The organism is Stenotrophomonas sp. GSD10 (assembly GCF_056172695.1).
The window spans coordinates 528519-547792 of sequence record NZ_JAOCMC010000002.1; the positions used below are offsets into that span (position 1 = coordinate 528519).

Consider the following 19274-nt stretch of genomic DNA (forward strand, 5'->3'; position numbering starts at 1 on the left):
GCGCCCATTCAGCTGGCTGTCCGGCGGGCCCCGGGCGGGCCGTCGGGGAGGCGCTTGGGGTGACCCTGCCGGCGGCTGAAGCCGGGGCCTGCGCCGATGGTCGAAGCCGCCGCCGACACGAGGCGGGTGTAAACTAGGTGGCTAGACGCATTCCCCTTTGCATCAAGGATCTTCATGTCCCTCATCGCCACTTTCGACACCACCCAGGGCCCGATCAAGGTCGAGCTGTTCGCCGACAAGGCGCCGCTGACCGTGGCCAACTTCGTGAACCTGGTCAAGCACGGCTTCTATGACGGCCTGATCTTCCACCGCGTGATCGCCGACTTCATGATCCAGGGCGGCTGCCCGCAGGGCCGTGGCACCGGCGGCCCGGGCTACAAGTTCGAAGACGAGAAGAATGGCGTGAAGCACGAGGTCGGCTCGCTGTCGATGGCCAACGCCGGCCCGAACACCAACGGCAGCCAGTTCTTCATCACCCACATCAAGACCGACTGGCTGGACGGCCGCCACACCGTCTTCGGCAAGGTCCTGGAAGGCCAGGCCATCGTCGATTCGGTCAAGCAGGGCGACGTGATCCATTCGATCACCCTGGAAGGCGACGTCGACGCCGTGCTGGCCGCCCAGGCCGACCGCGTCGCCGAGTGGAACAAGCACCTCGCCGCCTGATCCCCTTCGAAACGGCCACCCACGGGTGGCCGTTTCCCTGTTCCCCGCCGCCCGCCAGGCCTGCGTGGCTCCGCCCGCGGCGTCCCATCAAACGCTTGCAAGCAAGAGGAAACCCCCATGAAAGCACCCGTTCGTGTTGCCGTGACCGGCGCCGCCGGCCAGATCGGTTATGCCCTGCTGTTCCGCATCGCCTCCGGCGAAATGCTGGGCAAGGACCAGCCGGTCATCCTGCAGCTGCTGGAACTGCCGGTCGACAAGGCCCAGGCCGCCCTGAAGGGCGTGATGATGGAGCTGGAAGACTGCGCCTTCCCGCTGCTGGCCGGCATGGTCGGCACCGATGACGCCGAAGTCGCGTTCAAGGACGCCGACATCGCCCTGCTGGTCGGCGCACGTCCGCGTGGCCCGGGCATGGAGCGCAAGGACCTGCTGCTGGAAAACGCCAAGATCTTCACCGCCCAGGGCGCGGCGCTGAACAAGGTCGCCAGCCGTGACGTGAAGGTGCTGGTGGTCGGCAACCCGGCCAACACCAATGCCTACATCGCCATGAAGTCGGCCCCGGACCTGAAGCCGGAAAACTTCACCGCCATGCTGCGCCTGGACCACAACCGCGCCCTGAGCCAGCTGTCGACCAAGCTCGGCAAGCCGGTTGGTGGCATGGAGAAGCTGGTGGTGTGGGGCAACCACAGCCCGACCATGTACCCGGACTACCGTTTCGCCACTGCCGATGGTGCGTCGATTGCCGATGCGATCAACGACCAGGAGTGGAACGCCAACACCTTCATCCCGACCGTGGGCAAGCGCGGCGCGGCCATCATCGAAGCCCGCGGCTCGTCCTCGGCGGCTTCGGCGGCCAACGCTGCCATCGACCACGTGCGTGACTGGGTGCTGGGCAGCAACGGCAAGTGGGTCACCATGGGCGTGCCGTCCGACGGTTCCTACGGCATTCCGGAAGGCGTGATCTTCGGCTTCGCGGTCACCACCGAGAACGGCAAGTACACCCTGGTGAAGGATCTGCCGATCGACGACTTCAGCCAGAAGTACATCGACAAGACCCTGGCCGAGCTGGAAGAAGAGCGCGCCGGCGTCGCCCACCTGCTGGGCTGATACGGGCGGTACCTCCACCGCCACGGTGGGTGCCGACCGTTGGCCGGTACGCTCACCGCAGAAAACGGGGAAGCTTCGGCTTCCCCGTTTTCGTTTGAACCGATACGGAAACCGATGATCCACCTGCACTACATCGACGACGCGCTGCTGGTGGCCGAGAAGCCGGCCGGCCTGCTGTCCGTGCCCGGCCGCAGCGAAGAAAACCAGGACTGCGTGGTCACACGCCTGCAGGCGGTGTACCCGGATGTGCTGACCGTGCACCGGCTGGACCAGGTGACCTCCGGCCTGTTGCTGCATGCGCGCGGCAAAGAGATGCAGGCCGCGTTGTCGATGCAGTTCGAGCAGCGCCGGGTCGGCAAGCGCTACGAGGCTATCGTGCAGGGTGTGATCGAAGGCGAGGCCGGCGAAGTGGACCTGCCGCTGATCGTGGACTGGCCGAACCGACCGAAGCAGGTGGTCGACCATGAGCGCGGCAAACCCGCACTGACGCGTTGGCGCGTGCTGGCCCGTGATGCGGGAGCGCAGCGCACGCGCGTGGAGCTGGAACCGATCACCGGCCGCAGCCATCAGCTGCGCCTGCACATGGCCAGCCTCGGCCATCCCATTGTCGGTGACGTGCTGTACGACGCCGCACCGGCGCAGCGCGTGCATCTGCATGCGCGCAGCCTGCGGTTCACCCACCCGATGACGGGCGAAGCGCTCGCGTTCGAGTCTGCGGCTCCGTTCTAGAGAGTAGGTGTATCGGCAGGGCTGCGCCCTGCACCTGCTACGAACCGGTGCAACGTCAAAGGCCAAGGCGGCTCTGGTTTTCTGCTTGTTGGGCGGGGCGGTGTGGGTTGGCAGGACACGCCGTAAACCCATCCATGGGGGCTCGATGGCGCCATCCATGGCGCCAACGGTCCTGCCAACCCACACCGCCCCGCCTTCGACAGATCTCCGGTGACGGATGGTCTATCCACGCTTTGCGTGGATCAAATCCATCGGAATCGAATACTTCGACAATTGATCGAAAAGGATCCACGCATGGCGTGGATCTACCGTGTCGACCAAGGTCGACACCCACCAGCGCAATATGTCGTACCGACAGCTCGCAGAAAACTGTCGAAGGCGGGGAGGGTCCGGTTGCGGGGGCGTGAGCGCCATGGATGGCGCGACCGAGCCTACAGGGACGTATTCACGGCGTCCCCCGCAACCGGACCCACCCCGCCAACCCTCAGCAGCCCAGCTTTTGACGTTGACGTTGATTCTGCAGGTGCAGGGCTGCAAGCCCTGCAGAACAAACCCACCCCCTACCAAGGTAGGGCGGCCCGCGCGCCAGCGCCGGACTATCCTCGAACCCATGACTTTGTCTGGGAGGGCTGCGTCATGAACTACGAGGAAACCTACCGTCGCTCGATCGACGAACCGGAGGCCTTCTGGGGCGAGGAAGCCAAGCGCATCCATTGGCACAAACCGCCACAGCAGGTGCTCGACTACAGCAACCCGCCGTTCCGGCGCTGGTTCGTCGGCGGCGAAACCAATCTCTGCTACAACGCCGTCGACCGCCACCTGGCGGAGCGTGCGGACCAGCTTGCACTGGTCGCCATTTCCACCGAAACCAACAGCACCCGCGAGATCACCTATCGCCAGCTGTACCGCGAAGTGAATGACTTCGCCGCGGTGCTCAAGCACCTCGGCGTCGGCCACGGCGATCGCGTTGTGATCTACATGCCGAACATGGCCGAGGCCGTGTTCGCGATGCTCGCCTGCGCGCGCATCGGTGCGGTGCATTCGGTGGTGTTCGGGGGCTTCGCCGCACACAACCTGGCGCTGCGCATCGACGATGCAAAACCCAAGCTGCTGATCGCAGCCGATGCCGGCATGCGCGGTGGCAAGCTGATTCCGTACAAGCCGATGGTCGATGCCGCCTGCGCCGAAGCCACTGCACCGCCACCGCATGTGCTGATCGTCTCGCGCGGACTGGACGCAGCCGAACCGCGCGTGCCGGGCCGTGATGTGGAGTACGCCGCGCTGCGTGCGCAGATCGGGCAGGTTGATGTGCCGGTGCAATGGCTGGAAGCGAGCGAGCCGAGCTACCTGCTGTACACCTCCGGCACCACCGGCAAGCCCAAGGGCGTGCAGCGTGATGTCGGTGGCTATGCGGTGGCGATGGCGCAGTCGATGGAAACCGTGTTCGACTGCAAGCCGGGGCAGGTGATGTTCTCCACCTCCGACGTGGGCTGGGCGGTCGGTCATTCCTACAACGTGTACGGCCCGCTGATCGGCGGTTGCACATCGCTGCTGTACGAAGGGCTGCCGACCAACCCCGATCCGGGCATCTGGTGGGCGCTGTGCGAGCAGTACAACGTGCGCACGATGTTCTCTTCGCCCACCGCGATCCGCGTGCTGAAGAAGCATGATGCGGACTTCATCCATCGCCACGACCTGCGCGCGCTGAAGTACCTGTTCCTGGCCGGCGAGCCGCTGGATGAGCCGACCGCGCACTGGATCAATGACGCACTGGGCAAGCCGATCATCGACAACTACTGGCAGACCGAAACCGGTTGGCCGGCGCTGACCCTGCTGCCCGGCCTGGAGATGAAGCCGGTGCGCTTCGGCTCGCCCGGCTTCCCCAACCTCGGTTACCGGATGAAGGTGATCGACGAGAACACCGGCGAAGAAGTCGCGCCGGGTCAGAAGGGCGTGCTGGTGGTGTCGCCGCCGCTGCCGCCGGGCTGCATGAGCACGGTGTGGAACGACGACAGCCGTTTCCTGCAGAGCTACTTCAGCCACTTCAAGGAACTGCTGTACAGCTCGCTGGACTGGGCGATCCGCGATGACGATGGCTATACCTTCATCCTCGGCCGCACCGACGATGTGATCAACGTGGCCGGGCATCGCCTCGGCACGCGTGAGATCGAGGAAGCCATCTCCAGCCACCCGCGCGTGGCCGAGGCCGCGGTGATCGGCGTCAAGGACGAGCTGAAGGGGCAGGTGCCGCTGGTGTTCGTCACCCTCAAGCAGGGGCTTGGGGGCGAAGATCCCGCGCCGGTGGTGGCCGAGATGATGGCCACGGTGACAACCTCGTTGGGTGCGGTGGCACGCCCGGCGCACATACACGTGGTCAACGCGCTGCCCAAGACCCGTTCCGGCAAACTGCTGCGGCGCTCGCTGCAGGCACTGGCCGAGCAGCGCGACCCGGGCGACCTGTCGACGCTGGATGATCCCGGCGCGCTGGAGGAGATCCGTCGCGCGCTGGGCCGCTGACCTGCTTCTGTAGAGCCGAGCCGATGCTCGGCTCAACATGCCTCGCCAAAGCAGCCGAGCATGGGCTCGGCTCTACAGATGAGGGTGTTGCTGCACCGCAGCTTCCTCCCTGCAACCGGTGCGCTAAGCTCGGCCCCAGGGGAGCGCGCCCGCCAGGGCACGCCGGCATGGCGCATCAAGGGAGGGGGATGCAATGGCATTGCTGCACGCCAAGACGGCTGCTGGCCGTCAGGAAATCGAAGACCGTGGCCGGCGTCTGCCGGCGGCATTGCGATCGATCCTGCTGATGGTCGACGGCCATCGCGACGATACCGAACTGCGCGGCCTGTTCGAAGGCCTGCGCGCACCGCTCGATGCGCTGGAGCAGCTGGCAGCGCAGGGCCTGATCGAGGTGATCGGTGGCAGCGCCGAGGCGGTGCCGATGCGTGGCATCAGCAGCGGCCGCGAACAGGACCCGGCGTTGTACCAGCAGCTGTACGAGGCGATGAGCGACGCCGTGCGGCGTCATCTCGGCCTGAAGGGCTACTTCATGCAGTTGAAGATCGAGCGCTGTACCGATGCGCTGGCGCTGGAACGCCTGTGCCCGGAACTGCTGGCTGCCGTGGGCAAGGCACGCAGCCCGGCGCTGGCGCAGCGCTGGTGGCAGGAAACCCAGGCGGCGATGGCGATCGATGGTGGCCAGGTCGTGCAGGCCTGAGCCAGCGCGTAAAGTGATCGGTTCACTTTCCCACAAGGAGTCCCGCGTGCAGGACGACCACCACGACAGCGACACCCCGGGCTGGGACGCGATCAACGCCGCGCTGGCGCCGCTGTATGCCGGCCAGGAACCGCGCCATTTCGGTACCGCGCTGCCGTACACGCTGGGTGGCCAGGATCCGCTGGATGGCATCAGCGTGTACTGGGCGGATGCGCCGGTACCGCATTGGCACTACATCACCTATGGCTTCTCCGAGCTGTACGCCAAGGAGAGCGAGGACCCTGGCATCAGTGGCTACGGTTTCGAGCTGACCTTCCGGCTGGCGGCCGAGGCCGGCGAGCGCGCGGACAGCCCGCCGCCGGTGTGGCCGATGAACCTGCTGCAGAACCTGGCGCGCTACGTGTTCGGCAGCGGTAACGTGTTCGAGGACGGTCACCATCTCAATGCCAACGGCCCGATTGCGCTGGAGACCGACACGCGCCTGTGCCATCTGGCGTTCATTGCCGATCCGCAGCTGCCTGCGCGCGAGACGGCCAATGGCTACCTGCAGTTCCTGCAGCTGGTGGGCCTGACCGATGAAGAGATGGAAGCGGTCAAGCGCTGGTCGACGCGTGGCGTACTGCAGGCATTGCTGCCGGCGATGCCGCTGTGGATCAACGACCTGCATCGCGGGGACCTGCTGGACGATCCGGCGCTGGCCGGGCAGATGCAGGCGGGCAGCCAGCGTGAGGGTTCCAGCACCGGCATGCTGTTCATCGAGACGCTGGACTGGCGGCAGCAGGCCGGCGTGACCACGCTGGTGCTGGGCGCCGGGCAGGTGCCCAGCGTCTGCGAGTTGCTGCCGCTGCGGCTGCGCCATGGCAAGTCGCTGGAGCTGGCCAGCCGCGAGCGCCACTGGGAGTTCACGCCGCCCGCAGCCGGTGAAACCGCTGAGGTGGGGACGGACCGCGCGCGCTGGCTGCTGGACGAAGCCGGATTGCAGGCGTTGGCCGACGTGCGTGCCGAGCGTGGCACTTATCCGGTGTCCGCCGCGCTGCACATTGAAGTGGTGCCGACCTTCCTGCGGGATGCCAAGGGCGGCGTGATCCGGCAGATCGGTTGATGGCGAAGATGGGGCCAGGGCCGTCTGGTGCAGACGGCTCTGACCCCAGCCAAGCCTCAGGCCAGGCCTTCGGCCTTCAGCGCGGCCTGCACGCCGGCATCGGCGTCCATGCGCGCCTTGTAGGCGGCCAGGTTGTCCAGGCCGGACAGGTCGACCTTGGTGCCGGCGGCCCAGCGCAGGGTGATGTAGAAGTACGGGTCGGCGAAGCTGCGGAAGCCGGCCAGCCAGGGCTTGTCGGCCAGCTGCCGGTCGGCCGTCTCGAACAGGCCACGCAGGCGCTTGTGCGCGGCGGCGCGGATGGCGTCGTACTGGCCTTCGTCGGCAATGAACTTGCCCGGCGCGAACAGCGGCGAGAAGGCCGGGTGCACGTCGGAATTGACGAAGGCCAGCCAGCGGGTGGCTTCGGCGCGCTGGCGCGCGCTGCCGTCGCCGCCGAGGCCGGCCTGCGGGAAGCGGTCGGCGATATAGCCCATGATCGCGGCGTTCTGCAGCAGCACGAAATCGCCATCGACCAGCGCGGGCACCGCGCCGGCCGGGTTGATCTTGAGGAATTCCGGACCCTTCAGGGTGTCCTTGTTCAGCAGTTCAACCTCGAACGGCTGGCCGGTCCACTGCAGGGCGATGTGGTCGGCGGTGGAACAGGCACCGGGCTTGCTGTACAGCTTCATGGGAACTCCAGGTGATGCGGGCGGGAAACGCCCACTATCCCAGAGCCTGGCGGCGGGCGGCAACGCTGCCGCCGGCACGGATCGTTACGACTGTCGCGGCTTGAGGTTCTGCACCTTATAGAAGGTGTGATCGCCGATGGTGGCCACCTGGTAGGCATTGCGCCAGTTCGGGCTGGCGATGGACAGCGCGGCGAAATGGCTGGCACCGGGCACGATCTCGCGGCGCTCGCCGGCCGGCAGCGCCCAGTTGCGCTCGGCGTCGAAGGCGACGTTCATCGCCTCGCTCCAGGCCGCGTCATTGCCCAGCTGGGTGCCGGGGGAGACGATGGTCGGTGCGAACTGCTTGCGCGCGGTGACGACCTGGCACATCGAGTCGCCCCACAGGCCGCTGTCGAGGCGGCGCAGGGCGACCTCGGCGACGGCCTGTTGGCCGCGCAGGGTCTGGTCGCGAGCTTCCAGGTACACGGTGGTGCTCAGGCACAGTGAATCGGCGGCCGGCTGCGGCAACAACTGCGACAGCCAGAGAATCCAGGCCAGTTTCATATAACTCCTTGCTCCGTATGGGCCGCACTCGCCGGTTCCGGCCGCGGGGGCGACGGGAAGCGGGGCACGACTTGGCGTCATGGGGAGGCGGCCATCGGGGCCGCCCCGTGGGCAGCCCCAAAAGAAACGATCAGTACCGATCGTGGGGGCTGCGCCGGCTCACCGGAAACTGGCTGGTGAGCGGAAAGATGGCGCAAGGTAGGGGGCATAGCCGAACGCATCGTGAACCGCTCGGCTTGACATTCAGGTTCAACAGGGGTGACGGAAATCACATTCCGCCCCCCATTCAGGTGCTCATCAGAGCGCGGCGGCGACCCGGCTGCCTTGGTCGATGGCGCGTTTCGCATCGAGTTCGGCGGCCACATCGGCACCACCGATCAGCTGCGCATTGATGCCGGCCGCCTGCAATTCGGCCTGCAGCGAGCGGTTCGGTTCCTGCCCGGCGCAGATCACCACATGGTCGACCGGCAGCAGCTGTTCGCTGCCTTCCACGCGGATGCGCAGGCCTTCGTCGTCCACGCCCAGGTACTCGACGCCGCCCAGCATGCGCACGCCCTTGGCCTTCAGCGTGGCGCGATGGATCCAGCCGGTGGTCTTGCCCAGACGCGCACCGGGCTTGCCCGGGCTGCGCTGCAGCAGCCACAGCCGACGCGGCGAGGCCTCGGCCTGCGGTTTTGCCAGCGAGCCACGCGCTTCGAAGCTGGCGTCCACACCCCATTCGGCCATCCAGCGCTGCGGGTCGAGGGAGGGAGACTCACCGGCGTGGCTGAGGAACTCGCCGACATCGAAGCCGATGCCACCGGCGCCGATGATCGCCGCATTGGCGCCCACTTCGACCCGGCCCAGCAGCACGTCCAGGTAGCTCACCACCTTGGCGTGGTCGGCACCGGGGAAGTCGACCTTGCGCGGGGTGATGCCGGTGGCCAGCACCACCTCGTCGAAGCCGGCCAGGCTGGCCGCGTCGGCGCGGGTGCCGAGGCGCAGCTGCACGCCGGTCTCCTGCAGCGTGTGGCGGAAGTAGCGCAGGGTCTCGTGGAACTCTTCCTTGCCGGGGATGCGCTTGGCCACGTTGAACTGGCCGCCGATCTCCTCGTTGGCATCGAACAGGGTGACCTGGTGGCCGCGCTGGGCAGCGACGGTGGCACAGGCCAGCCCGGCCGGACCGGCGCCGACCACCGCGATCTTCTTCGGCGTGGGGGTGGGGCGGTAGACCAGCTCGGTCTCGTGTGCGGCGCGCGGGTTGACCAGGCAGCTGGCCAGCTTGTTCTCGAACACGTGGTCCAGGCAGGCCTGGTTGCAGGCGATGCAGGTGTTGATCGCCTCGGCGCGGCCTGCACGGGCCTTGTTCGGCCACTGCGGGTCGGCCAGCAGCGGGCGTGCCAGCGACACCATGTCGGCGCCGCCATCGGCCAGGATGCGCTCGGCGACGTCGGGCATGTTGATGCGGTTGGTCGCCACCAGCGGCACCTTCACATGCGGCTTGAGCTTGGCGGTGACGCCGGCGAAGGCAGCCCGGGGCACCGAGGTGGCGATGGTCGGAATGCGCGCTTCGTGCCAGCCGATGCCGGAATTGATGATCGTCGCGCCGGCCGCCTCGATCGCCTGCGCCTGCTGTACGATCTCTTCCCAGTTGCTGCCGTCTTCCACCAGGTCCACCAGCGACAGGCGGTAGATGATGATGAAGTCCGGCCCGCAGGCCTCGCGGATGCGGCGCACGATCTCCACCGCAAAGCGCATGCGCTGGCGGACGTCACCGCCCCAGGCATCGGTGCGCTTGTTGGTGCGCGGGGCGATGAACTCGTTGATGAGATAACCCTCCGAGCCCATCACTTCCACGCCGTCGTAGCCGGCCTCGCGGGCCAGCTTCGCGCTGCGTGCGTAGTCGGCGATATGGCGCTCGACACCCCCGGCTGACAGTGCGCGCGGGGTGAACGGGTTGATCGGCGCCTTCAGCTTCGACGGCGCCACCGACAGCGGATGGTAGGCATAGCGACCGGCATGCAGCAGCTGCAGGCAGATCTTCGCGCCGTGCTGGTGCGCGGCGGCGGTCAGCTGCCGGTGCGGGCGCACTTCCCATGGCCAGGACAGCTTGCCGCCGAACGGCTTCAGCCAACCGACCACATTTGGCGCGAAGCCGCCGGTGACGATCAGGCCGACGCCGCCTGCGGCGCGCTCGGCGAAGTAGGCCGCCAGGCGTGGGAAATCACGGGCGCGGTCTTCCAGCCCGGTATGCATCGAGCCCATCAGGACGCGGTTGCGCAGCTGGGTGAAGCCCAGGTCCAGCGGGGCGAACAGGTTCGGGTAGGCGGCTTCGTTGGCTGGCGACATGATCGATACGCTTGCGTACGGAAGCGCGAAGCGTGCCGGGAAACGGCCGCCGGGGCAAGGGGCGCGGGGTAGCGCCGGCCGCTGGCCGGCATTGCAGGCGGTCAGGGCGACTGCGGTTGCCGGCCAGCGGCCGGCACTACCGGCAGTGGCCGGCCGATCCCGAACCAGCCCAGGGTCACCCCGCACAGCGGGCCGATCAGCAGAGCAAAGACCAGGGTGCCGACACCGACGTTGCCGCCCAGCCACCAGCCCAGCAGCAGCACGCTGCCTTCGATCAGGCTGCGCACCTTCCAGATCGGCCAACCGGTGCGGGCATGCAGTCCGGTCATCAGGCCGTCGCGCGGGCCAGGGCCGAGGCGCGCGCCGATATACAGGCCGGTGGCCAGCGCGACCAGCAGCATGCCGGCGCAGAACATCGCCAACTGCCAGCCCAGGCCGTCCGCTGGCGGCAGCAGCCACAGGCCGAACTGCGCCGAGGGACCGATCAGCAGCACATTGAGAACCGTGCCCACCCCCGGCTTCTGCCGCAGCGGCCACCACAGCAGCAGCACCAGCGCACCGATCACATTGGTCGCCAGGCCGAAGGACAGCGGCGTCTGCGCAGCGATGCCCTGCGACAGCACATCCCAGGGCGCCACGCCGATCGCCGCACGGATCATCAGCGAGGCGCCGAACCCGTACAGGAACAGGCCGGTGATCAGTTGCAGCAGGCGCAGGGGCAGGGCGGTGGGCATGGCGGGCTCGGGGGAGGGGGGCTGTTTCCACCGTAGATCCGAATCAGCCGCCAGCATAGATACAGATGCCGGCTAATCCGCCCGCACAGGCGGGGGCGGATGGGGAGGGTAGAGTCGAGCTTGCTCGACTGCGCCATGCAACAGTCGAGCAAGCTCGACTCTACCGAGCGTGCCAGTCGAGCAAGCTCGACTCTACCGAGCGTGCCAGCCGAGCAAGCTCGACTCTACCCGGCCGTCATTCCCAGCCGGCCAGCGCCAGCTTGCCCACCGTGCGTCCGCTGGCCAGGCGCTGATGGGCGATGTCCAGGTTGGCGGCGTTGATCGTGCCCAGCGTCTCGCTGAGCGTGCCGCGCAGCTGTCCGGCGTCGATCATGCTGGCCGCGCGGCTGAGGATGCGGTGCTGTTCGATGCGGTCGGCGGTGGCAAAGCGCGCACGCGCGAACATGAATTCCCAGTGGATGCCGATGCACTTGGCTTTGTACGGATCACCGATCCGCAGCGCACCGCGGGGTTCGACGATCAGGCCGACATGGCCCTGCGGTGCCAGCAGCTGGCCCAGCTCATCCCAGTAGTGGTCGGTGTCGGCCAGGTTCAGCGCGACCTGCACCTCGGCGATGCCCAGCGCCTGCAGCTGGGGATGCAGGGGCTGCCGATGATCGATCACATGGCGGGCGCCCATCTGCCGGCACCAGTCGACCGAGGCGTCACGCGAGGCGGTGGCGATCACCTCGAAGCCCGCATGGCGGGCGAGCTGGATCGCCATCGATCCCACACCGCCGGCCCCGCCGATCACCAGCAGGTGCTGCCCGGCATGACGACGGTCATCGAGCTGCAGGGGCATGCGCTGGAACAGCAGTTCCCAGGCGGTGAGCGTGGTCAGCGGCAGTGCGGCAGCCTCGGCGAAATCCAGCGTAGTGGGCTTGCGAGCCACCAGCCGTTCGTCCACCAGTTGATACTGCGCATTGCAGCCCGGACGGGTGACATCCCCGGCGTAATAGACCTCGTCACCGGAGGCGAACAGGCTGGCCTCGTCGCCAATGGCCTCGACCACGCCGGCGGCATCCCAGCCCAGCACGCGCGGGGTGTCGAGTGTGGCCGGAACGGTGGCGGCACGCTGCTTGCCATCGACCGGATTGACCGACACCGCTTCGACCCGGATCAGCAGGTCGCGGCCACCCGGCGGCAGCGGCGGAGGCAGATGGACATCGTGCAGGAGGGGGCGGATTCACGACTCAGGGCGACAGCTTTCATGACGGCTCCGGCTGGGTGCGTTCCCTCATCATAAGGTTCCTCACGTTTCCGGAAATGCGCTGAACACGGTCATCCGTGGTGTTGCGCAGTATGTCGTTTTCCGCACTTAAACCCCGTCAAACCCTTGCAGCGTGAGGGTCTTGCGGATTTTCATCATCCTGTATAGGGTTTCAACGTCGGACCGGTGGACGGTCGGGCGCAACACTTCACATGTTACGGGACTGTTAACATGACCTTCACCCGCCTGAGCATAATGTTCGCGGCGGTGGCGTGCTGAATCGGCTGTCGAGCTTCGACGCAGTAGTGCTGGCCCATGCCTCTACCGGTTTCATACCCCCGAAATAGGAGCTGTACTCAATGAACAAGAAGATCCTTACTGCAGCGCTGCTGGGCGGCCTGGCTTTTGCCCAGGCAGCTTCTGCGCAGGAGTTCGATGACCGCTGGTACCTGACCGGTTCGGCCGGCTTCAACTTCCAGGACAGCGACCGTCTGACCAATGACGCTCCGTTCGTGACCCTGGGCCTGGGTAAGTTCATCAGCCCGAACTGGTCGCTGGACGGTGAGCTGAACTACCAGAACCCGAACTTCGACAGCAACCAGGACCTGAACTGGTCGCAGTACGGCATCTCGCTGGACCTGCGTCGCCACTTCATCAAGGAAGGCCGCGGCTGGAACCCGTACATCGTCGGTGGCCTGGGCTACCAGAAGTCGGAAGAAGAGTACGCCGCGCTGGACAACAACGGTCCGCGTGAGCGCAAGGACGGCAACGTTGCCGCCAAGCTGGGCGTCGGCCTGCAGACCACCTTCGACAAGCGCGTTGCTGTCCGCGCCGAAGTGGCCTACCGCGCTGACTTCGACGACCAGAGCGTTGCCGCCCGCAACGAAAGCTGGTTCGGCGACGTGCTGGCTTCGGTCGGCGTCGTGATCCCGCTGGGCCCGGCTCCGGTCGCGGCTGCTCCGGCTCCGGCTCCGGTTGCCCCGAGCTGCGCCGACCTGGACGACGACGGTGACGGCGTCAACAACTGCGACGACAAGTGCCCGAACTCGCAGCCGGGTCAGACCATCGGTCCGGACGGTTGCCCGGTGCCGGTCTCCATCGACCTGAAGGGCGTGAACTTCGACTTCGACAAGTCGAACCTGCGTCCGGACGCCGTGGCGATCCTGAGCGAAGCCACCGAGATCCTGAAGCGTTACCCGGATCTGCGCGTTGAAGTTGCCGGTCACACCGACTCGAAGGGTACCGACGCTTACAACCAGAAGCTGTCCGAGCGTCGCGCCACCGCCGTGTACAACTACCTGACCAAGAACGGCGTTGACGCCGGTCGCCTGGTCGGCCCGATCGGCTACGGCGAGAGCCGTCCGATTGCTCCGAACACCAACCCGGATGGTTCGGACAACCCGGAAGGTCGCGCCAAGAACCGTCGTACCGAGCTGAACGTCCAGAACTAAGTTCTGACGCTCTGCCCGTAAGACACAGCAGGACCCGGCTTCGGCCGGGTCTTGTTGTTTGTGCGGCCCGGATTCTGGCCGCACGCCGATCGGGCAGACCGTTCGTCGGTAATTTATCCATGAAACCAATGAGTTGGCGTATTCATTGAAAGTGGCGCTTGAAAGCTGTCGCGGCATTGCTACACTCGCCGCGTCACTTCCTTCCGTGGATGCCCCTCATGCTGCGCTCTGCATCGGCCGCCGTCCTGGCGCTGGCCCTGGTTCCCGCCGCCCACGCTGCGGTTGATTGCTCGGTCAACACCAGCGCCACGCCGCTGCCGTTGCCGGCTACGACCATCGCACCGGTGGCCGACGAGCTGTACATCCGTGGCAATCAGCTGGGCATGCCGGCCGGCGTGCTGAGCAGCAGCTATGACCCCTCGCAGTCGCTGGACCAGGTGCTGCAGCGTCTGCGCATCGATGGTTGCCAGAACATCGCCAAGGCCATCCCGAGCGCACCGGCGGTGAAGCCGAACGATCCGGCGGCGTACAAGCCGCAGACCGAATTCGACAACACGCCCTGGCGCTTTGACATGAGCCAGAACGGCAAGCGCATGACCGCCGAGGAGTTCGACGCCTGGATGAAGGCGCGCGGCGTGCGTGTGGTCAAGGCGCGTCCGGCACCGGCGGCTGCCCCGGCCGCCGCCGAAGCACCGGCTGAGACCAAGCCGGGCGAGAAGAAGTAAGGCGCGCGGGGAGCAGAGGCTTGCGCACGCGCCGCCCCCTGCTGCCCCCGCTGCCCGCTCCCACGCACCGCGTGGGCGTGCGACGCCCGCTGCCATGCCGGCCGGTGTCCGTCATGGCCTGGCGCGTGTGTTGTCCAAGGCCGGTGTGTGCTCGCGCAGCGAGGCCGCGCGCTGGATCGCCGATGGCCGCGTACGCGTGTCCGGCCGCATCGTGCGCGATCCGGAATTCCCGATTGGCCAGCCGGCGCCGCCGATCGAGGTCGACGGCCAGCCGATGGGCGCGCCGCAGCGCCTGTACCTGATGCTCAACAAGCCGCGCGGGGTGGTGACCACCGCGCAGGACGAGCGTGGGCGCGACACCGTGTACCGCTGTTTCGATGGTGCCGGTCTGCCCTGGATCGCCCCGGTCGGGCGCCTGGACAAGGCCAGCGAAGGGTTGCTGCTGTTCAGCAACGACCCGCAATGGGCGGCGCGGCTGACCGACCCGCAGACCGGGCCGGACAAAACCTACCACGTGCAGGTCGACCATCTGCCCGATGAGGCGACGCTGGCGGCCCTGCAGGCCGGCGTGCAGGACGATGGCGAGTTCCTGGTGGCCCAGGCCGTGCGTGTGCTGCGCAGCGGCGACAAGACCGCGTGGCTGGAGGTGGTCCTCGACGAGGGCCGCAACCGCCACATCCGCCGCCTGCTGGCGGCCTTCGACCTGCAGGTGCTGCGCCTGGTCCGGGTCGCGATCGGCGGGCTGGCGCTCGGTGATCTCGGCAAGGGCCAATGGCGGGTGTTGCAGGTCAGCGACCAGCAGCGGCTGGGGGCCGCTGCAGCGGGCTGATCATCGCCCGCGGCCGGCAGCCGCCGGCCACCGTTCCAGGCGTAGGGGGCGCCTGGCTTTCGATCTACTTGAACGGAGCGTGCCCATGTACCTGACCCTCAACCAAACCCTGCGCTGCGCCGGCCTGCTGCTGCCGGTCGTACTGCTGGCCGCCTGTGGCGGCCACAAGAAGGTGGCCAAGGCGGAAACGCCGGCCGAGACCCCGGTGGTGGAAGTGAAGACCCCGGAGCTGGATGGTCGCGGCAGTTACCGCTTCATGATGAGCAACGGCGACCAGAAGATGACCGCCGACCAGTTCGATGCCTGGATGAAGGCCAACGGCATCCGCGTGGCCAAGGGCAACGCGCAGGATGCTGCCGCCAAGCCGGTGGTGGTGGCCAGCAAGGACGAGCCGAAGGGCAAGAAGAAAAGAAGTGACGCCGACAGGTGCCGACCCTGGTCGGCACGCCATCTGGCTCCGGTAGGTGCCGACCTTGGTCGGCACGCTCTGCCCGGTGGGGTCAGAGCCCTTTCCTGCGGAAGGGGATCCGACCCCGGACCTGATCAGGCCTTGATCACGCCCAGCTCGACGCCGATGCGGGTGAACGCATCGATCGCGCGATCCAGATGCTCGCGGCTGTGCGCCGCGCTGATCTGGGTGCGGATGCGCGCCTGGCCCTTGGGGACTACCGGGAAGAAGAAGCCGATCGCATAGATGCCTTCTTCCAGCAGGCGCTCGGCGAACTTCTGCGCCAGTGGGGCGTCGTACAGCATCACCGGGCTGATCGGGTGCACGCCGGGCTTCACGTCGAAGCCGGCCGCGGTCATCTTCTGGCGGAAGTAGGCGGTGTTCTCGGCCAGCGTGCTGCGCAGGTCATCGGCGGCGGCCAGCATCTCGAACGCCTTGATGCCGGCGGCGACCACGTGCGGCGGCAGCGAGTTGGAGAACAGGTACGGGCGCGAGCGCTGGCGCAGCAGCTCGATCACCTCGGCGCTGGCGCAGGTGAAACCGCCCAGCGCGCCGCCCATGGCCTTGCCCAGGGTGCCGGTGATGATGTCGATCTTCTCCAGCACACCCTTGACCTCGGCCGAGCCGCGGCCGGTGGCGCCGAGGAAGCCGGTGGCATGGCACTCATCGATATGCACCAGCGCGTTGTACTTCTTCGCCAGCGCGGTGATCTCGTCCAGCGGCGCGATGAAACCGTCCATCGAGAACACGCCATCGGTGGTGATCAGCTTGGTCTTGCAGCCGGCGGCATCGGCAGCCTGCAGCTGCGCTTCCAGATCGGCCATGTCGCAGTTGGCGTAGCGGAAGCGCTTGGCCTTGCACAGGCGCACGCCGTCGATGATCGAGGCGTGGTTCAGCGCATCGGAAATGATCGCGTCGTTCTCGCCGAGCAGCGGCTCGAACAGACCGCCGTTGGCGTCGAAGCAGGCCGCATACAGGATGGTGTCCTGCTTGCCGAAGAAGTCGGCGATCTGCTTTTCCAGCTGCTTGTGCAGGTCCTGGGTGCCGCAGATGAAGCGCACCGAGGCCATGCCGAAGCCGTGGCTGTCCAGCGCATCCTTGGCTGCCTGGATCAGGTCCGGGTGGTCGGCCAGGCCCAGGTAGTTGTTGGCGCAGAAGTTCAGCACCGTGCGGCCGTCGTCGAGGGTGATCTCGGCGGACTGCGGGCTGGTGATGATCCGCTCGGACTTGAACAGGCCCTGGGCGCGGATGGCGTCCAGTTCGTCTGCATAGTGGCGGGTCAGGGCGGAGGAGGCGTCGGTCATGGCGTGGGCACGGCTCAGCACGGGAAACCGCTGATTCTACCGGGCATCGGTGACCCCGGACCGGGTGATCGGCGGCCCCGCCATGGCCGGCACATGTTGCATCGCAATAGCAAACGGGTTAAAAATTCGTGAACCGGACCTGTCTGGCTCCGGTTCCCGCATCCGCCTTCCACGCCACCGCCCCCACCGGAGACGCCCATGAAGCACGCCCGTGCCTGCCTCGCCATTGCCGCCGCCCTGACCCTTGCGCCGTTCGCGGCCAGCGCCCAGGACAACGAATCGCCGTACAGCTGGAACGTCACCGCCGTGTCGGACTACCTGTTCCGTGGTGTGTCGCAGACCGACGAGAAGCCGACCCTGCAGGCGGGCTTCACCTACACCTCGCCGGTCGGCCTGTATGCCGGTGTCTGGGGTTCGGGCGTGGACTTCGGTCCGGGTGACCCGAACACCGAGGTCGACTACCAGATCGGTTACGGCGTGGACGTCACCCCGCGCGTCAACTTCGACGTGCTGCTCAACCGCTACACCTACATCGGTGCCAGCAACCAGAACTACAACGAACTGGTCACCACCACCACGCTGGATGAGACCTACAAGCTGACCGTGGCCTACACCAACGACCAGTGGAACAGCGGCACCGATGGCTGGTACTACGGTGTCGGTGGCCAGTGGGGTCTGCCGAACGACTTCGCACTGAGCGCCAATGTCGGCCGCAGCAGCTTCGAGCAGGGCCTGGCCAAGGACTACACCGACTGGAACGTCGGCGTCAGCCGCCAGTTCGGCCTGTTCAACGTCGGCCTGGGTTACTACGGCACCGACAGCAATGGCCGCGAGAACTCGGGCAAGCTGGCACACAGCCGCGTGCTGCTGACCGTGGCGGTCGGAAAGTAACGCCGCAGGCATTACGGTAGGTGCCAGGCTTGCCTGGCACGCTCTACGAAAAAGGCGCCCATCGGGCGCCTTTTTCAATTTCAAGGTGTGCCGAGCAAGCTCGGCACCCACCCATCGCGCGCGGCGAAGGATCAATTCCAGCTGAGGACGACCTTGCCGGCCTTGCCTTCTTCCATCAGGTCAAAGCCCTTCTGGAACTCGTCGATCGGCAGCTGGTGGGTCATCACCTTGCCGAGCGGGAAACCGGACAGCACCAGCTGGGTCATCTTGTACCAGGTCTCGTACATCTTGCGGCCGTAGATGCCCTGCACGGTCAGGCCCTTGAAGATGATCTTGTCCCAGTCGCAGCCGGCACCCTTGGGCATGATGCCGAGCATGGCGATCTTGCCGCCGTGGTACATGCAGTCGAGCATGTCGTTGAACGCACGCGGGTTGCCGCTCATTTCCAGGCCCACGTCGAAGCCCTCCATGTGCAGTTCCTTCATCACGTCCTTCAGCGACTGGTTGGCGACGTTGACCACGCGGGTGGCGCCCATGTCGGCGGCCAGCTTCAGGCGGAAGTCGTTGACGTCGGTCACCACCACGTTGCGTGCACCGATGTGCTTGCAGATGCCCGCGGCGATGATGCCGATCGGGCCGGCACCGGTGATCAGCACGTCCTCACCGATCACATCGAACTCCAGCGCACAGTGCGCGGCGTTGCCGTACGGATCGAAGAATGCGGCCAGTTCCGACGGAATCTGGTCCGGGATCGGCCACAGGTTGCTGGCCGGCATCACCATGTATTCGGCGAACGCGCCGTTGACGTTGACGCCGATGCCCACAGTGTTCGGGCACAGGTGCGGGCGGCCGCCACGGCAGTTGCGGCAATGGCCGCAGACGATGTGGCCTTCGGCCGAGACACGCTGGCCGATCTCGTAGCCGGTCACCGCCGAGCCGAGCGCGGCGATGCGGCCGACGAACTCATGGCCGATGGTCAGGCCCGGCTTGATGGTGCGCTGGCTCCACTCGTCCCACAGGTAGATGTGCAGGTCGGTGCCGCAGATTGCGGTCTTCTCCAGCTTGATCAGGACCTCGTTGGGGCCCGGGGTCGGCACCGGAACTTCTTCCAGCCAGATGCCCTTGGCCGCTTCGCGCTTGACCAGGGCCTTCATCGTTTGCTGCGCCATCGGGGTGGAACTCATCAGGGGGAAAGCGCGGATTATAGGGTGCTGCGCGGATTTCCCATGTTGCGCTGCGGGTGCTTTGGCGGAACGAAAGGCTTGCGCCGGCGGGCGTTTCGAACGTAC

General features: G+C 66.7%; 17 protein-coding genes and 1 pseudogene. 11 read left to right on the forward strand and 7 right to left on the reverse strand.

Going from position 1 to position 19274, the window contains the following annotated elements; genetic code table 11:
• Positions 1-174 precede the first annotated feature (174 nt).
• From N4G47_RS02580 to N4G47_RS02605, 6 genes are all read left to right on the forward strand, one after another.
• On the forward strand, positions 175-666 hold the full coding sequence (locus N4G47_RS02580) for a peptidylprolyl isomerase (protein WP_005408225.1): 492 nt from the start codon (positions 175-177) through the stop codon (positions 664-666).
• Positions 667-783: 117 nt separating this feature from the next.
• Positions 784-1770, forward strand: a complete 987-nt coding sequence (locus N4G47_RS02585; protein ID WP_004153634.1) for a malate dehydrogenase — start codon at positions 784-786, stop codon at positions 1768-1770.
• 114 nt (positions 1771-1884) lie between these two features.
• Positions 1885-2499 carry an RluA family pseudouridine synthase gene (locus tag N4G47_RS02590; RefSeq protein WP_475285029.1) on the forward strand — a complete coding sequence of 205 codons (615 nt, stop codon included), beginning with the start codon at positions 1885-1887 and terminating at the stop codon, positions 2497-2499.
• 636 nt (positions 2500-3135) lie between these two features.
• The gene (gene prpE / locus N4G47_RS02595) at positions 3136-5016 is read left to right on the forward strand and encodes a propionate--CoA ligase (RefSeq protein WP_475285031.1); all 1881 of its coding nucleotides are present in this window, start codon (positions 3136-3138) and stop codon (positions 5014-5016) included.
• 193 nt (positions 5017-5209) lie between these two features.
• A complete protein-coding gene (locus N4G47_RS02600; protein WP_475285033.1) occupies positions 5210-5713 on the forward strand; it encodes a hypothetical protein in 504 nt (167 codons plus the stop codon).
• A 46-nt stretch (positions 5714-5759) separates the two neighbouring features.
• Positions 5760-6815 carry a suppressor of fused domain protein gene (locus N4G47_RS02605; RefSeq protein ID WP_475285035.1) on the forward strand — a complete coding sequence of 352 codons (1056 nt, stop codon included), beginning with the start codon at positions 5760-5762 and terminating at the stop codon, positions 6813-6815.
• 56 nt (positions 6816-6871) lie between these two features.
• Here the strand turns inward: N4G47_RS02605 and N4G47_RS02610 are convergent, their stop codons facing one another.
• The 5 genes from N4G47_RS02610 to N4G47_RS02630 all read right to left on the reverse strand — a co-directional run bounded on the left by N4G47_RS02610 (position 6872) and on the right by N4G47_RS02630 (position 12313).
• The gene (locus N4G47_RS02610) at positions 6872-7483 is read right to left on the reverse strand and encodes a glutathione S-transferase N-terminal domain-containing protein (RefSeq protein ID WP_249841822.1); all 612 of its coding nucleotides are present in this window, start codon (positions 7481-7483) and stop codon (positions 6872-6874) included.
• Positions 7484-7567: 84 nt separating this feature from the next.
• Positions 7568-8026, reverse strand: coding sequence for a cell wall hydrolase (locus tag N4G47_RS02615; protein ID WP_004154513.1), 459 nt, complete (start codon positions 8024-8026; stop codon positions 7568-7570).
• A 297-nt stretch (positions 8027-8323) separates the two neighbouring features.
• Entirely contained in the window at positions 8324-10354 is a 2031-nt protein-coding gene (locus N4G47_RS02620; RefSeq protein ID WP_475285037.1) for an FAD-dependent oxidoreductase, read from the reverse strand.
• A 101-nt stretch (positions 10355-10455) separates the two neighbouring features.
• Positions 10456-11088 carry a membrane protein YczE gene (yczE, locus tag N4G47_RS02625; protein WP_475285039.1) on the reverse strand — a complete coding sequence of 211 codons (633 nt, stop codon included), beginning with the start codon at positions 11086-11088 and terminating at the stop codon, positions 10456-10458.
• Between the two features lie 235 nt (positions 11089-11323).
• On the reverse strand, positions 11324-12313 hold the full coding sequence (locus tag N4G47_RS02630) for a zinc-binding alcohol dehydrogenase family protein (RefSeq protein WP_475289881.1): 990 nt from the start codon (positions 12311-12313) through the stop codon (positions 11324-11326).
• A 383-nt stretch (positions 12314-12696) separates the two neighbouring features.
• Between N4G47_RS02630 and N4G47_RS02635 the strand changes: the two genes are divergently transcribed.
• From N4G47_RS02635 to N4G47_RS02650, 4 genes and pseudogenes are all read left to right on the forward strand, one after another.
• Complete coding sequence (locus tag N4G47_RS02635; protein ID WP_107229974.1) at positions 12697-13788, forward strand: OmpA family protein; 1092 nt, start codon at positions 12697-12699, stop codon at positions 13786-13788.
• Between the two features lie 218 nt (positions 13789-14006).
• Positions 14007-14513: a hypothetical protein gene (locus N4G47_RS02640; protein ID WP_249841818.1), complete on the forward strand. Its 507-nt coding sequence runs from the start codon at positions 14007-14009 to the stop codon at positions 14511-14513.
• 94 nt (positions 14514-14607) lie between these two features.
• Positions 14608-15342 carry a pseudouridine synthase gene (locus N4G47_RS02645; RefSeq protein ID WP_249841817.1) on the forward strand — a complete coding sequence of 245 codons (735 nt, stop codon included), beginning with the start codon at positions 14608-14610 and terminating at the stop codon, positions 15340-15342.
• 85 nt (positions 15343-15427) lie between these two features.
• Positions 15428-15754: pseudogene (locus tag N4G47_RS02650) on the forward strand (hypothetical protein); the annotation flags it as partial.
• Between the two features lie 131 nt (positions 15755-15885).
• Here the strand turns inward: N4G47_RS02650 and kbl are convergent.
• Entirely contained in the window at positions 15886-17094 is a 1209-nt protein-coding gene (kbl, locus tag N4G47_RS02655; protein WP_475285043.1) for a glycine C-acetyltransferase, read from the reverse strand.
• A 198-nt stretch (positions 17095-17292) separates the two neighbouring features.
• Between kbl and N4G47_RS02660 the strand changes: the two genes are divergently transcribed.
• Positions 17293-17985: a TorF family putative porin gene (locus N4G47_RS02660; protein ID WP_475285045.1), complete on the forward strand. Its 693-nt coding sequence runs from the start codon at positions 17293-17295 to the stop codon at positions 17983-17985.
• A 131-nt stretch (positions 17986-18116) separates the two neighbouring features.
• Here the strand turns inward: N4G47_RS02660 and tdh are convergent, their stop codons facing one another.
• Positions 18117-19139, reverse strand: coding sequence for an L-threonine 3-dehydrogenase (gene tdh, locus N4G47_RS02665; protein WP_032955954.1), 1023 nt, complete (start codon positions 19137-19139; stop codon positions 18117-18119).
• Between the last annotated feature and the right edge of the window lie 135 nt (positions 19140-19274).

Coding starts and splice junctions, on each gene's coding strand:
- N4G47_RS02580 (WP_005408225.1), top strand. CDS start 175: ATGTCCCTCATCGCCACTTTCGACACCACCCAGGGCCCGATCAAGGTC.
- N4G47_RS02585 (WP_004153634.1), top strand. CDS start 784: ATGAAAGCACCCGTTCGTGTTGCCGTGACCGGCGCCGCCGGCCAGATC.
- N4G47_RS02590 (WP_475285029.1), top strand. CDS start 1,885: ATGATCCACCTGCACTACATCGACGACGCGCTGCTGGTGGCCGAGAAG.
- prpE (WP_475285031.1), top strand. CDS start 3,136: ATGAACTACGAGGAAACCTACCGTCGCTCGATCGACGAACCGGAGGCC.
- N4G47_RS02600 (WP_475285033.1), top strand. CDS start 5,210: ATGGCATTGCTGCACGCCAAGACGGCTGCTGGCCGTCAGGAAATCGAA.
- N4G47_RS02610 (WP_249841822.1), bottom strand. CDS start 7,483: ATGAAGCTGTACAGCAAGCCCGGTGCCTGTTCCACCGCCGACCACATC.
- N4G47_RS02615 (WP_004154513.1), bottom strand. CDS start 8,026: ATGAAACTGGCCTGGATTCTCTGGCTGTCGCAGTTGTTGCCGCAGCCG.
- N4G47_RS02620 (WP_475285037.1), bottom strand. CDS start 10,354: ATGTCGCCAGCCAACGAAGCCGCCTACCCGAACCTGTTCGCCCCGCTG.
- yczE (WP_475285039.1), bottom strand. CDS start 11,088: ATGCCCACCGCCCTGCCCCTGCGCCTGCTGCAACTGATCACCGGCCTG.
- N4G47_RS02635 (WP_107229974.1), top strand. CDS start 12,697: ATGAACAAGAAGATCCTTACTGCAGCGCTGCTGGGCGGCCTGGCTTTT.
- N4G47_RS02640 (WP_249841818.1), top strand. CDS start 14,007: ATGCTGCGCTCTGCATCGGCCGCCGTCCTGGCGCTGGCCCTGGTTCCC.
- N4G47_RS02645 (WP_249841817.1), top strand. CDS start 14,608: ATGCCGGCCGGTGTCCGTCATGGCCTGGCGCGTGTGTTGTCCAAGGCC.
- kbl (WP_475285043.1), bottom strand. CDS start 17,094: ATGACCGACGCCTCCTCCGCCCTGACCCGCCACTATGCAGACGAACTG.
- N4G47_RS02660 (WP_475285045.1), top strand. CDS start 17,293: ATGAAGCACGCCCGTGCCTGCCTCGCCATTGCCGCCGCCCTGACCCTT.
- tdh (WP_032955954.1), bottom strand. CDS start 19,139: ATGAAGGCCCTGGTCAAGCGCGAAGCGGCCAAGGGCATCTGGCTGGAA.